The 14,875-nt window shown below is 61.4% G+C and carries 8 protein-coding genes; 3 read left to right on the top strand and 5 right to left on the bottom strand.

Annotated features, from left to right (window positions below):
* Positions 1-226 precede the first annotated feature (226 nt).
* The 3 genes from AB7M32_RS06390 to AB7M32_RS06380 form a co-directional block, all read right to left on the bottom strand.
* Positions 227-1,609, bottom strand: coding sequence for a DUF3999 domain-containing protein (locus AB7M32_RS06390; RefSeq protein WP_454249412.1), 1,383 nt, complete (start codon positions 1,607-1,609; stop codon positions 227-229).
* Positions 1,606-5,229, bottom strand: coding sequence for a DUF2339 domain-containing protein (locus AB7M32_RS06385; protein WP_454249411.1), 3,624 nt, complete (start codon positions 5,227-5,229; stop codon positions 1,606-1,608). Before AB7M32_RS06385 ends, AB7M32_RS06390 begins: the two co-directional genes overlap by 4 nt.
* Positions 5,230-5,518: 289 nt before the next feature.
* Positions 5,519-7,969 (bottom strand): glycogen/starch/alpha-glucan phosphorylase, encoded by a 2,451-nt coding sequence (locus tag AB7M32_RS06380; protein ID WP_454249410.1) that lies wholly within the window; start codon positions 7,967-7,969, stop codon positions 5,519-5,521.
* 252 nt (positions 7,970-8,221) lie between these two features.
* Between AB7M32_RS06380 and AB7M32_RS06375 the strand changes: the two genes are divergently transcribed.
* On the top strand, positions 8,222-8,659 hold the full coding sequence (locus tag AB7M32_RS06375; protein ID WP_025211360.1) for a YkgJ family cysteine cluster protein: 438 nt from the start codon (positions 8,222-8,224) through the stop codon (positions 8,657-8,659).
* Positions 8,660-8,881: 222 nt separating this feature from the next.
* On the opposite strand, the gene typA is transcribed toward AB7M32_RS06375, so the two are convergent.
* Positions 8,882-10,702, bottom strand: a complete 1,821-nt coding sequence (typA, locus tag AB7M32_RS06370) for a translational GTPase TypA (protein ID WP_072407441.1) — start codon at positions 10,700-10,702, stop codon at positions 8,882-8,884.
* Between the two features lie 138 nt (positions 10,703-10,840).
* Positions 10,841-12,295 carry a tRNA uracil 4-sulfurtransferase ThiI gene (gene thiI, locus AB7M32_RS06365; RefSeq protein ID WP_060739599.1) on the bottom strand — a complete coding sequence of 485 codons (1,455 nt, stop codon included), beginning with the start codon at positions 12,293-12,295 and terminating at the stop codon, positions 10,841-10,843.
* 328 nt (positions 12,296-12,623) lie between these two features.
* Here thiI and glnA point away from each other — a divergent pair, with 328 nt between their 5' ends.
* Positions 12,624-14,030 carry a type I glutamate--ammonia ligase gene (gene glnA, locus AB7M32_RS06360; protein ID WP_014336114.1) on the top strand — a complete coding sequence of 469 codons (1,407 nt, stop codon included), beginning with the start codon at positions 12,624-12,626 and terminating at the stop codon, positions 14,028-14,030.
* Between the two features lie 120 nt (positions 14,031-14,150).
* Positions 14,151-14,714: a chorismate mutase gene (locus AB7M32_RS06355; RefSeq protein ID WP_454249409.1), complete on the top strand. Its 564-nt coding sequence runs from the start codon at positions 14,151-14,153 to the stop codon at positions 14,712-14,714.
* Positions 14,715-14,875: the final 161 nt, after the last annotated feature.

The raw sequence follows: 14,875 nt of genomic DNA, 5'->3' as shown, positions 1-14,875 counted from the left end.
CGAAGAATAGGGGGCGGAAAAACCAGCGCAGTTTAGCGCGAGTCGGGACTTAATTCCTCCTATGAGACGGGGAATGGAGGATTGAGTTCACGGGGTGGCGGCTCGCTTGGATATTTCTGTGATTGGAGAGGACGCCATCGCGAGCAAGCTCGCTCCCACAGTTGACCGAGTTGTTTCGACGAACGCGGTCTATTGTAGGAGCGAGCATGCTCGCGATGAACGCACCTCAGCTCTTGACCGGCGGCTTGCGAAGCAGGCTGAACGCCATCGCCGCGAGGAACAGCACGCTCAGCAGCAATACCGCCCACAAGCCGATTTTCTTCCAGTTGGTATCGACCGTCGCAGGCGCGGTTGCGGTTGCAGGGGTCGCAGCCGGCGTCGACGTGGCCGCGCCGTTCACCGTCGCCGTCCCCAGCGTCGCCAGGCGCGACGGTTTGTAGTCAGGCACTAGCGTGCTCAATGGCAAGCTGGCCGCTTTGACTGTCGCGCTGCCCAGCGCCAGGCGGTAAGGCCCTTCGCCACGCGCCAGGAACACCACTTGGGTCGGACGCACGGCAAAGCGCAGGGCCGGGGCTTCGGTTCCCAGGCCGCCGCCACGCTCGTCCACGGTCAGTTTCAATTGCTGCACGGTCTGGCCGGACAGCTGCAGTTGGTTCTGCAGCACATCCTGGCCGTTCTGGGTCAGGCGATAGAGCAAGCCACTGCCCAGTGGCTGCCAGGGATGGCTGCTTTCACGGCGACCGGCCAGGGTCACCGGCGCCAGGCTGTTGGCCTGGCTCAGTTCGACCTGCACTTGCTCGATGTTCAACCCCATGGGCAGCTGCCAGGTGTATTCACCAGCCTTGGTCGTGCTGCCAGCCAACGGTTGCGACCAGACCAGCGGCAACGGCAGGCTTTCGCGGCTGGCGCTGTGCAGCTGGGCCGAGGTCAGCACCGGCGCGGAGGACGGCGAATCCCACAGCAACCGCAGATAGCGCGCCGGTTGCCCCGGCAGGTTCACTTCATGCTGCTCGACCCGCTCATCGGCAAAGGTCAAGCGTGCCACCTGGCCTTCACCCCAGGATTGCCAGTGCTGCAAGTCGTCACTGGCTTCGATGGTGAACCGCTGGAAGCCGTCGCGCTCGCTGGTCCAGTCGAGGACCAACTGCTGCAACGGCGCCTTGATCGCGCTGGCATCCAGCAACCAACCGCGCAGCTCCTCTTCCCCCGCTTCGAGCCGACTCGATGGCTGGACTTCCACCAGCGTGCCATTGGCGTTCGACTGCACACGTACGCTGGGCGCGCGCTCGTGGTCATCAGCGGCGTTGTACAGCGGGAACCACTTCACGTCGGTGAGGGTGCGGTTTTCCCGGCTCTGAGCCGACTCGCGCACCAAGGCGTAGGCCTGGGCCTGCCCAGCGGCGTTGAAGACGCGCAGGTCGCTCAGGTCGGTCTGCCGCGCCTGCAACTGCACGTCCAGTGGCAACGGCAGGCGATACCACGGCCCTTCGCCGCTCAGGGCCAACGGCACTTGATGGGCGAAATCCGCCGGTTGCTCCTGGGCCGTAGCTGACAACGCCACCCACAATCCGACCACGCCCAGCCCGATCCGATTCAACTTGCGACTCAAGATGACACTCCCTCACTGACAGGCATAGGCGGCTCATCCTGGGCGACCGTCTCCGGGCGCTTGGGCGGCAGCGGCGCGAAGTAGCCCACCACCAATAGCAATACACCCACGCCGATGAACGACACGATCCGCGCCAGACCGCCACGGTTACTCAATTCGACAAAGAACAGCTTGGCCACGACCACGGCGATCAACGCCGCACCGATCAGCCACACTTCACGACGATGACGCAGATGCCCGCCGATCATCAGACCCAGGGCGATCAAGGTCCAGACAATGGACAACCCGGCCTGCACGAACATCGACTCGAGCAGCGCGTCCAGCTCGTAGGGCACCCCCATCCATTGGTGAGCAGTGCGCATCACCAGGGCGGTAAAGAACGCGAACAGCGACACACCGGCGATCAACTGAGCGATGTGACCGATGCGATTCCAGCGGTTCGTCGATTGCTCCACGGCGTTGCGAGCCCACACATAGATACCGAACAAGGCGAACAGCAGGCCCAGCTCCAAGGGGTTGAGCAACGGCACATAAGGCAGTGGCTCTGAGTTGCCATCGCTGAAGGTGTTGGTCAGCCAGAACCAACCGAGCATCAACAGCGCCATGGGTGCCGCCGCATAGACACGATATTCCCGGGGTTGCGCCGAAACCGGCCATGGCAAGGTACGCGGCGTGGCCATCAGCACCAGATAAAGACCTGGCAGGATCGCCCAGGCCAGCCAGCGCCAAGCGTTGTACTGCTCGGACAGCAACAGCAGGCCGTAACGCAACTCCAGCATCAACACCGCCATCAGCAACCAGCAACCGAGTACGTGGGCCGTACTGCGCGCCCGGGCCGGCAGCATCGGCGCCAGGCGCTTGAGCGAGAGAAAATGCACGGCAAATACCGCCAGCCAGGCCAACCAGCCGAAATTCCCGGCCGGGTGATAGTGGCTGTGCCACGTCGCCACCAGTACGCAGCCCGCCGCCGGGATCAACAGGGTGCACAGCAGCCCCAGCGCCGGCCATTTCAACCGCAGCGACAAAACGCTCCACACCGCCACGCTGATGGCCGCGATCAACAACAGGAAGCTGCCTTGCAGGTTCGCCGGGGCAAAACGCAGCACTTCGCTGACCCATGCCAGCGCCCACCAACCCGCGCCCCAGATCAGCAACAGCTCGGACAGGCGCTGCAAGCTCAAGGCGTCCAGCTCCTGCGCCGCGTGCGCCCGTTGCAGGCGCCACGCACCCACCAGCGCTGCCAACCCCAGGACCAGCGGCGTCCAGAAGCCGCTATGGGCCAGGGGCCGCAGATCCTCGGCATTGAGCGGCCCCAGCAACGCCGGCCCCGCCGTCAGGAACGCCGCACCGCCCAGCAGTTGCAACAGCAGGCCGAAGACAAAGCTCACGCGTTGTTTCAGGTACAGGCTCAGCCAGATGATCAACAGCCCGCTGGCCGCCCACACACCACTCGCGGTTTGCCAGGGCAGGACGAACAGCACCGCGAGATTGATCAGTACCAACCCCGCCAGCAGCACCACCGACAAGCCGCGCAACAACCGGACATCGTTGCGCACCATGTCGTCGCGTGCCGCCAGCAACATGCCGCCAATCAATGCCAGGCCGATCAGAGAAGCACTGAGCAAACCGCTCCAGCCCGCGCTGAACACCGCCGCCGAATCACCCTCGGCGCCTTGCAAGCGCAACAGGAACAGTGCGCCGCCGAGCAATTGCACCGCGAACGCCGTGAACAGGAAACTGCGCGATTGCAGGCGCAGGCCGACAAACAGCGTCGCCAATCCGGCCAGGGCCCAGGCGATGGCCGTGCCGTGGGTGAAGAAGAACAACGGTGCCAGCAGATAGAGGAAACTCAAGCCCAGCACCGCCAGCACCGGCAGGCCTTGGCGCTCCCAAGCCGCAGTGTGTTCAGGGGCTGCCTTGCGCAGTTGGTAGAACGTGAACAGCAATGCACCGCCGAGCATCAACGCCCCCAACGGTGAGCCGTCGAGCAGGCTGCTTTCGCCAGATCGCAACTCGCTGAGGAAGGCCAGCGCCGAACCCAATTGCAGCAGCAAAGCAAAGACTCGTGCGAAAGGTCGTTGCTGGCGCAGGCCCAGCCAGAAGATCCCCGCACCTTCCACGGCCCAGGCCGCCGAGGTCCAACGGGCGTCGAGCCCCAAGGGGATCGCCAGGCTGGCAAAAATCACCCCCAGGGCCAGGCAGGTTTCCGCCAACAGCAGGGCGCGGCCGCCCATCAATAGCCGCGCCAGGCCCATGTAAATCATGCCCAGGGCCAGGGCGCTGAAGGCGGCGGCAAACTCCAGGTGCTGCACCAACGCGAACTGCAAGCCGAAGCCCACCAACGGCGGGCCGAACAGCATGCTGCCGTCCACGTAATCGCCCTTGCGCGCCGACCAGCGCAACAACGCGTCGCGGCTGCCGTCTTCGGGGGCATCGCTCATTTCCAGCAGCTTGCGGCGGGTGAACAGCAAACCAATCGCCAGGTAGATGAGGAAGAACAGGATCAGGAACGGCTCGGTGCTCCAGAGCAGTTCTGGCGTGTAGGAACGCAGGCCCCAGGCGAAACCGATGCCGAAGGTGCCGACAAAACCGATCAGGTTGAGCAAGCGCCAGGCCTTGAACCAGGCTATCGCGAGGATGCCGGCATTGAGCAGGATGAAATAACTGAACAGCGCGACGTGGTTGCCGCTGCCGGTGGAGGTCAGGATCGGCGCAGCAAAGCCGCCCAGAGCCGCCGCCGCAGCCAGACCCAGGGCATTCTGGGTCACCGCCAGGATCGCCGAGAACACCGTCACCGTCACCAGCAAGCCCAGGGCCGCCTTGGAATCGAGCAACGGATGCAGGCGCATGGCGGCAAACACCGTCAGGTACAACACGGCGATCCCGGTGCCTTGCAACATCAGCGCATAGTTATTGTTGCGGTGGCGCAGCCACCAACCCAGACCCAACAGGCCCAGCGCACTGGCCGCGACGCCGGCGTAACGCAACTCGATCGGCACCACCATGCCTTCGGTGGCATAACGCAGCAGGAACGCCAGGCCGAGGAACAGCAGCACCACGCCGACCCGCAGCACGGTATTGCCGCCGAACAGCCAGTTGCGCGCACCGATAATGGCGCGGTCGAACAGATTCGGACCACGCGGGGCCACCGGCTCCGCAATCATCGGCTCCAGGGGCAGAGGGGCAAAATCACGCTCGGCACGCCGACTGGACGTCTCTGGCGCGGGCTTCCAAATGTCATCGGGCAACGGCTGGCTGGCCTGGGTGGCCATCGCGGGAGCGGGCTCGAGGTCTGACGGCAATTCCCAGACGAGCTCCGGTTCGGTGCGCGTTGCGGGCTTCGCGGCCTGGGGCACGACAACCTCGGGCGCGGGGGCCGGATCACTCGGTTCGGCCACCTTGCCGCGTTCGAGTAGCGCCAGGCGGGCCTCCAACGTGAGCAAGCTCTGCTGAGCTTCTTGCAACAAAATCTGTTGCTTGGCCGCCTGGACACCCAGGCGCCCCAATCGAAATGCCTGGGCGACGCCAAGCCCCACCAGTGCGCCTATCAGCGCATCGGCGAACGACGCGTCCACCACCCAGCCGAGTGCCAGGCCCAACAACGTCAAGATCCATTGCATGGTTGATATCCCTAAGCGGCCCGTTGCGGGCGTAACCGGGGTGATGCGATGCCTGGATCAGTCTAGTGGAACCCCCCAAACCCTGTGGGAGCGAGCTTGCTCGCGATAGCGGCATGACAGACACCTTAAGGTTGACTGATACATCGCTATCGCGAGCAAGCTCGCTCCCACATTGGAATGTTGGCTGCCAATGACTGAGTCCGGCCGCACAGCCCGGCGAAACTGGCGCCTAGTATATCGACGAAGCCCAATCGCCGTTGGGCTTCGCTCACATTTCTTGCAGCAAATGCTACTCCAGGGCTTTCCAGATGTCGGTGGCGTATTCACGGATGGTCCGGTCCGAGGAGAACCAGCCCATGCGCGCGGTGTTGAGCACCGCCGAACGCCACCATTGCTTGGGGTCGTGCCAGCGCTCTTCGACCTTGGCCTGGGCGTTCCAGTAGGCGTCGAAATCGGCGCACACCAGGAAGCGGTCGTAGTCCACCAACGAGTCGACAAGCCCGGCGTAGCGCATCGGGTCATCCGGCGAGAACACCCCGCCCCGTATCGCCTGCAATACATCGTTCAGGCGATGGGAGGCGGCGATGTCCGGCGCAGCGCTGAACTCACCGTTTTGCTTGCGCGCTTCCACTTGCTCAGCCGTCAGGCCGAAAATGAACATGTGCTCACCGCCGACGCGCTCATGCATCTCCACGTTGGCGCCGTCCATGGTACCGATGGTCAGCGCGCCGTTGAGACCGAACTTCATGTTGCTGGTGCCCGACGCTTCGAAGCCGGCCGTGGAAATCTGCTCCGACAGGTCCGCCGCCGGGATGATGCTTTCGGCCAGGCTGACGTTGTAGTTGGGCAGGAACACTACCTTGAGCAAACCACGCACGGTCGGGTCGTTGTTCACCACCCGGGCGATGTCGTTGGTCAGCTTGATGATCAGTTTGGCCTGGTGGTAACTGGCGGCGGCCTTGCCGGCGAAAATTTTCACCCGCGGCACCCAATCCACTTCCGGCTCGGCACGAATCGCCTGGTACAGCGCCACGGTGTGCATCAGGTTGAGCAACTGGCGCTTGTACTCGTGGATCCGCTTGACCTGCACGTCGAACATCGCCGCCGGGTTGACGGCGATGCCCAGTCGCTCGTGGATCAGGTAAGCCAGGGCTTTCTTGCTGTGCAGACGCTGCTCGGCGAACTGCTTGCGAAACGCCGGCTTGTCGGCGAACGGTTCCAGCTCGATCAGCCGCTCCTCGGGGTTGTCGAGCACACTCGGACCGAGGGCGTCGACCATCATCGAGGTCAATTCGGCGTTGGCCTGGAACAACCAGCGGCGGAAGGTGATGCCGTTGGTCTTGTTGTTGATCCGATCCGGATAGAGTTTGTGCAGCTCGGAGAACACCGTGCTGCGCATCAGTTGGGTGTGCAACCCGGACACGCCGTTGACGCTGTGGGAACCGAGGAACGCCAGGTTACCCATGCGCACCCGGCGGCCGTTGTCCTCTTCGATCAGCGAAACCGAACGCAGCACGTCGAAATCGTGCACGCCTTTGGCCCGCAGCGAATCGATGTGCTGGGCGTTGATCAGGTAGATGATCTGCATGTGCCGGGGCAACATGCGCTCCATCAGCCCCACCGGCCAGGTCTCCAGGGCTTCGGGCAGCAGCGTGTGATTGGTGTAGGACAGCGTGTCCTGGGTGATCTGCCAGGCCGCATCCCAGGCCACGTCATAGACGTCCACCAGTTGCCGCATCAGCTCGGCCACGGCGATGGACGGGTGTGTGTCGTTGAGCTGGATCGCTGCGTGATCGCCCAGGGTCAGCACCGAGGTGTGCATGTTGCGATGGCGGCGCAGCAAGTCCTGCAACGAGGCGGCGACAAAGAAATACTCTTGGCGCAGGCGCAGTTCCTGGCCGGCTTCGGTGCTGTCGGCCGGGTACAGCACGCGGGAAATACTTTCGGCCCGGGCCACTTCCGCCACGGCGCCCAAGTGGTCACCGGCGTTGAAGCGTTCCAGGTGCAGGTCTTCCACGGCCCGGGCGCGCCACAGGCGCAGGGTATTGACGCTGGCACCGCGCCAACCCACCACGGGGGTGTCATAGGCAATGGCCCGCACGGTTTCGGCCGGGGACCAGACTTGTCGGGTCTTGCCGGTGTCGTCGGTCACAGTCTCGACGCTGCCGCCGAAGCCGATCGGGTAGACCACCTCTGGCCGCTCGAACTCCCACGGGTTGCCGAAATCCAGCCAATGCTCGGTCTGCTCCTGCTGCCAGCCGTCGACGATGGCCTGGCGAAACAGGCCGTGTTCATAACGAATCCCATAGCCATGGCCGGCGATGCCCAGTGTGGACATGCTTTCCATGAAGCACGCCGCCAAGCGGCCAAGGCCACCGTTGCCCAGCGCCGCATCGGGTTCGAGCAGGCGGATGCGCTCCAGGTCCACGCCCAGCTCGGTCAGGGCCTCCCGCGCGGTGTCCAGCAGGCCGAGATTGCTCAGGCTGTCGTAGAGCAAGCGACCGATGAGAAACTCCAGGGAGAGGTAATAGACGCGCTTCTGGCCCTTGCGGTAGATCTGCCGCGTGTGGTCCATCCAGTGTTCGACCATGTGGTCGCGGGCGGCCAGGGCAATGGCTTCGAACCAATCGTGATCAAACGCATGATCCGGGTCCTTGCCAACGGCATAAGTGAGTTTGGTCAACACGGCGTCGCGAAATGCCGCGACTTCAGCTTCGCGAACAAGTGGTTCTTGAGTCATTGATGAGACCTCGAACGAGCATGGAATTGTCTGAGCCTAGTCGGTCTGACAGACGGCACAGGCTCTGGTTCGGTGGTTTTTCCCTGTGACGGAGAATCGTCGTCAGAGAATTGCCGGATAAGCGAATGAATGCAGGGGGCGTGCCGCTCCGGGAGCGGTTTGTCCCGAATGAAAAAAAACCGGCAGATGGTCGTTCAAAATTTCACCAGTCCCGGTATGATCGCGCGCCCTGATGCATGCTGGTAAACCGTGATGATGAAGCCCAACCTGATCGCCGCCGCGGAGATCGACCGACTCGATACCTGGGCCAAGTACTCCGCCCCGATGTGCGGTTCCTGCGTGTCGAGCTGCTGCACACTGCCGGTGGAAGCCAAGATCAAGGACCTGATCCGCATCGGCATCGTCGATGAGTTCGAACTGGGCGACCCGCCGAAGAACATCGCCAAGCGCCTGCAAAAGGAAGGGATCGTCGAGCGCTACAACCAGAAGTCGGAAATTTTCACGCTCCAGCGCATGAGCAACAACGATTGCCTTTATCTGGACCGCAAGAGCCGGTTGTGCACCATTTACGAGAAGCGTCCGGACACCTGCCGCAACCATCCGCGGATTGGGCCACGACCGGGGTATTGTGCCTACAAGCCCAAGGAAGTGGAGCGCGAGCGGAATCCGCGGACGCTGGACAAATTCTGATCGGCTGCTGGTTCAGCGGTGCCTGAGCCGGCGCCATCGCGAGCAAGCTCGCTCCCACAGGGATTCATGTTGGACACAACATCTGTATCCACTGCAAATCCACTGTGGGAGCGAGCTTGCTCGCGATAGGGCCCTGACAGGCGCTACACACTTCCAGGCATAAAAAAACGCCCCTGATCTCACAATCAGGGGCGTTTTTTTAGCCGCTAACTAAGTCGAAACTCAGTTGCCGCTTTTCTTGGCAGCGCGGGTACGCTCGCTTTCGCCAAGGATTTTCTTACGCAGGCGAATCGACTTAGGCGTCACTTCACACAGTTCGTCTTCCTGCACGAACTCCAGCGCTTGCTCCAGGGTGAACTTGACCGGCGGAACCAGGGCAATGGTTTCGTCCTTGCCCGAAGCACGCATGTTGTCGAGCTTCTTGCCTTTGGTCGGGTTCACGCCCAGGTCGTTGTCGCGGCTGTTCAGGCCGACGATTTGACCTTCGTAGATATCCTGGCCGTGCTCGACGAACAGCTTGCCGCGCGCTTGCAGGGTTTCCAGCGAGTAGGTCAGGGCCTTGCCGGTCGCAACCGATACCAGCACGCCGTTCTGACGGCCGGACATGTCGCCGGACTTCATCACGTCGTAACGATCGAAGATCGAGGTCAGGATGCCGCCACCGGAGGTCAGGGTCAGGAACTCGTTACGGAAACCGATCAGGCCACGGGCCGGGATGTTGTACTCAAGGCGCACACGGCCCTTGCCATCCGGAACCATGTTGGTCAGGTCGCCTTTACGCAGGCCCATTTGCTCCATGATCGCGCCCTGGGATTCTTCCGGCAGGTCGATGGTCACGTTTTCGTACGGTTCGTGCTTGACGCCATCAACCATGCGGATGATCACTTCAGGACGACCCACGCCCATTTCGAAGCCTTCGCGACGCATGGTTTCGATCAGTACCGAGAGGTGCAGCTCACCACGGCCGGAAACCTTGAACTTGTCGGCCGAGTCGCCTTCTTCAACGCGCAGGGCAACGTTGTAGAGCAGCTCTTTGTCCAGGCGTTCCTTGATGTTACGGCTGGTCACGAACTTGCCTTCTTTACCGCAGAATGGCGAGTCGTTGACCTGGAAGGTCATGGAAACGGTTGGCTCGTCGACGGTCAACGGCTTCATCGCTTCGACGTTCAGTGGGTCGCACAGGGTGTCGGAGATGAACAGTTGCTCGAAGCCGCTGACGCAGACGATGTCGCCGGCCGCTGCTTCTTCAACGTCGATGCGGTGCAGGCCGTGGTGACCCATCAGCTTGAGGATACGACCGTTGCGCTTCTTGCCGTCGGCGTCGATGGCAACCACCGGGGTGTTCGGCTTGATGCGACCACGGGCGATACGGCCAACGCCGATCACACCCAGGAAGCTGTTGTAGTCCAGTGCCGAGATCTGCATCTGGAACGGACCGTCACGGTCGACTTTCGGCGCTGGTACGTCGTCGACGATCGACTGGTACAGCGGGGTCATGTCTTCAGCCATGGCGGTGTGGTCCAGGCCGGCAATGCCGTTCAGGGCCGAGGCGTAGACGACTTTGAAGTCCAGCTGTTCTTCGGTGGCACCCAGGTTGTCGAACAGGTCGAAGATCTGATCCAGAACCCAGTCCGGACGCGCGCCTGGACGGTCAACCTTGTTGATGACCACGATCGGACGCAGGCCGGCTTCGAACGCCTTCTTGGTCACGAAACGGGTTTGCGGCATAGGGCCGTCTTGAGCGTCAACCAGCAGCAGCACGGAGTCGACCATCGACATCACGCGCTCTACTTCACCACCGAAGTCGGCGTGGCCCGGGGTGTCCACGATGTTGATGTGGTAGCCGTTCCAGTTGATGGCGGTGTTTTTCGCCAGGATGGTAATACCGCGCTCTTTTTCCTGGTCGTTGGAGTCCATCACGCGCTCGTCGTTGAGCTCGTTGCGCTCCAGGGTGCCGGATTGACGCAAGAGTTTGTCTACCAGGGTGGTCTTACCATGGTCAACGTGAGCAATGATGGCGATGTTGCGTAGATTTTCGATCACTTGTGTATCTCGATCAGAGGATTCGGTGTGCTGACAGGTCGTGGCAGCGATTTACGTTGAGTCCGACAAAGCCGTTACAGCCTGTCGGCGGCGTCGGGGGGCCGGTGACGCAGGCCACAGGCAAACAGCCCCGGGCACTTAGCTCGGTCGATAAACGCGCACATTGGCATGCCCCTCACTGAGCAAATGGTGGGCATGCAGGCGACTCATCACGCCTTTGTCGCAATACAGCAGGTACTGGCGAGTAGGGTCCAGTTCCTTGAAACGCGCGTTCACGGCATAGAACGGCATCGTTTTTACCTCGATGCCGGCGACACTCAGCGGGTCGTCTTCAGCGTCATCCGGGTGACGGATGTCGATGATGATCTGACCGGCCAGCGCTTCGCCGACTTCTTCAATCTTGATGTCCTGGCCCAATTCGTCGATGACGCGATCGATCGGCACCAGCCTGGCGTTTTCGAGCGCTCGCTCGAGCACCGCCATGTCGAATTCTTTCTCTTCGTGCTCCACCCGCCCGCGCTTGGCCGCCGTCTTCGGATTGACCGAGATGACGCCGCAGTATTCCGGCATGTGCCGGGCAAACTCGGCGGTACCGATTTCGTTGGCCTGGTCGATGATGTCCTGCTTGTGGCTGGCGATCAGTGGACGCAAGACCAGCTTCTCGGTCACGCAGTCGATCACCGACAGGTTCGGCAACGTCTGGCTCGATACCTGGGAGATCGCCTCGCCGGTCACCAGCGCATCGATTTGCAGACGGTCGGCAATTCGTGAAGCGGCGCGCAACATCATACGCTTCAAAATGACGCCCATATGACTGTTATCGACTTTGCCGAGAATCTCGCCCAGGACTTCCTCGAACGGCACACTCACAAATAACACGCGTTGGGAGCTGCCGTACTTCTTCCAGATGAAGTGCGCCACCTCCATCACGCCCAGTTCATGGGCACGCCCGCCGAGGTTGAAGAAGCAGAAATGGCTCATCAACCCGCGACGCATGATCTGGTAGGCGGCCACCGTGGAGTCGAAGCCACCGGACATCAGCACTAGGGTCTGCTCCAGCGAACCCAGCGGATAACCGCCAATGCTGTTGTGCTGGCTATGGATCACGAACAGCCGCTGGTCGCGAATTTCGATGCGCACTTCGATTTCCGGGTCTTTCAACGAAATACCGGCCGCGCCGCATTGCCGGCGCAACTGGCTGCCGACGAACTTCTCCACATCCATCGAGCTGAACGCGTGCTTGCCGGCGCGCTTGCAACGCACCGAAAAGATCTTGCCGGCCAGTGCGTCACCATAATGGAGCATGCATTTGGCGAGGATGTCGTCGAAATCCCCCAGCGGGTATTCATCGACTTGCAGAAAATGCGCGATGCCCGGCATGCAACTCAGGCGCTCGGTCATTTCCTTCAGGAGCTTGGGTTCGCTGACACGGGTTTCCAGTTCGAGGTTGTCCCACACGCCATTCACCACCACGGCCGGATCCAGGTCTCGGAGCACGGCACGGATGTTCTTGGCCAACTGGCGGATGAAACGCATCCGTACCGGGCGGCTCTTGATGGTGATCTCGGGGAAGACTTTTACGATTAGTTTCATGAAAACAGCGCGCGAACGGCCAGCCGAAAAAGGGGGGCGCGGATTATAGCGGAAATTGCTCAAGGTTTAACCAGTTAATGTGCAGATGGTTTTGAACGCACCAAAACAGGTCATTATCAATTGACGACGCCACATTGCAGTGCGTTATTGTCTGACAATCTTTGATTTACGCCTTTAAAAGCGTGGATTTGGTGCAAAAAACCCATGCTGGGGCACTGGCATGCAATTTGCTCCCTTGTGAGGCAGGTTGCCTTGGCAGAGTATTCGCGCCGGCATCACCCATATCTAAGGGCACTCCACTACCCGCCCGAAGCCACCCGGAGGACATATGTCGAAGTCGGTTCAACTCATCAAAGATCATGACGTCAAGTGGATTGATCTGCGCTTCACTGACACCAAAGGTACTCAACATCACGTGACCATGCCGGCCCGTGATGCGCTGGACGACGAATTCTTTGAAATCGGGAAAATGTTCGACGGCTCCTCCATCTCTGGCTGGAAAGGCATCGAAGCCTCCGACATGATCCTGATGCCGGACGACGAAACCGCCGTCCTGGACCCGTTCACCGAAGAGCCGACCCTGATCCTGGTCTGCGACATCATCGAACCTTCGACCATGCAAGGCTATGACCGCGACCCACGTGCCATCGCCCACCGCGCCGAGGAATACCTGAAGTCCACCGGTATCGGCGACACCGCTTTCTTCGGCCCTGAGCCTGAGTTCTTCATCTTCGACTCGGTCAAGTTCAAGTCCGATATCTCCGGTTCCATGTTCAAGATCTTCTCCGAACAAGGTTCGTGGATGTCCGACCAGGACGTGGAAGGCGGCAACAAAGGCCACCGTCCAGGCATCAAAGGCGGTTACTTCCCGGTTCCACCGTTCGACTTCGACCACGAAATCCGTACTTCCATGTGCAACGCACTGGAAGAAATGGGCCAGACCGTCGAAGTTCACCACCACGAAGTAGCGACTGCCGGCCAGAACGAAATCGGCGTGAAATTCAACACGCTGGTCAAGAAGGCTGACGAAGTACAGACCCTCAAGTACTGCGTACACAACGTTGCTGACGCATACGGCCGCACCGCGACCTTCATGCCGAAGCCTCTGTACGGCGACAACGGTTCGGGCATGCACGTTCACATGTCGATCTCCAAGGACGGCAAGAACACCTTCGCAGGCGAAGGCTATGCCGGTCTGTCGGACACTGCCCTGTACTTCATCGGCGGTATCATCAAGCACGGTAAGGCCCTGAACGGCTTCACCAACCCGTCGACCAACTCCTACAAGCGTCTGGTACCAGGCTTCGAAGCCCCGGTCATGCTGGCCTACTCGGCTCGCAACCGTTCCGCCTCGATCCGTATTCCTTACGTGAACAGCCCGAAAGCCCGCCGTATCGAAGCTCGCTTCCCGGATCCGGCTGCCAACCCGTACCTGGCCTTCGCTGCACTGATGATGGCCGGCCTGGACGGTATCCAGAACAAGATCCACCCTGGCGATGCCGCTGACAAAAACCTGTATGACCTGCCGCCTGAAGAGGCCAAGGAAATCCCACAGGTATGTGGCAGCTTGAAAGAGGCCCTGGAAGAGCTGGACAAGGGCCGTGCGTTCCTGACCAAAGGCGGCGTATTCAGCGATGACTTCATCGACGCTTACATCGCGCTGAAAAGCGAAGAAGAAATCAAGGTTCGCACCTTCGTACACCCACTGGAATATGAGCTGTACTACAGCTGCTGATCCGGTAGCGCCGCCACGTACGGCGTGAAATAAAGAAAGGCCTCCTTCGGGAGGCCTTTTTTATGGGCGCCGGTTACGTGCATGATGCCCCGTCGCTCCCCATAGAAGACGAGACTGCCCATGACTTTGCGCTTCAAGCTCTGCCTTGCCCTGTCTGCCGCGCTACTGGCCTCCACCGCCGGAGCCGCCTCGACTCCCGCCCCCGAGGCCCTGACCCCGTTGCTTAACGCCATTGGCGAACGCCTGGCCATCGCCGATCAAGTGGCGCTGAGTAAATGGGACAGTGGCAAACCCGTAGAGGACCGACAGCGCGAGCGTGAGGTCATTGCCGCCGCCGTCGCCCAGGCACCGGCCTACAAGCTGAGTAGCGAAACCGTGGAAGCGTTTTTTGCCGCCCAGATAGAAGCCAACAAAATGGTGCAGTACATCAACTTGTCCGACTGGGCCCTGGACGGCAAGGCCCCGGACCTCCCGCGCCCGGACCTGGTGGGGCAGATCCGCCCGCAGCTCGACCGCCTGCAGAAACGCCTGCTGCAACAACTGGCCGACTTCGCCCCCTACCGCACCGATCCGCAGTGCCCGCAATGGCTGGCCCGTGCCACCCACCACAACAAGCAGCACCCGGTACACCGGCTCGCCCTGATCCGAGCGACCGCAGAGTTGTGTATCTCCACAAAAGCCTAAGACAACACCCCCCTCCCCCTGTGGGAGCGAGCTTGCTCGCGATGGCGGAGTGTCAGGCACAGGGATGCTGGATGTGCCGGCCTCATCGCGAGCAAGCTCGCTCCCACAGGGCAGGTCATGGCCCAACACACAACAACTTGGGCCAATGCCCCTCCCTGACC

It is taken from the genome of Pseudomonas sp. R151218B TE3479 (assembly GCF_053629195.1).
This window is presented reverse-complemented; position numbering and strand designations above follow the sequence as displayed.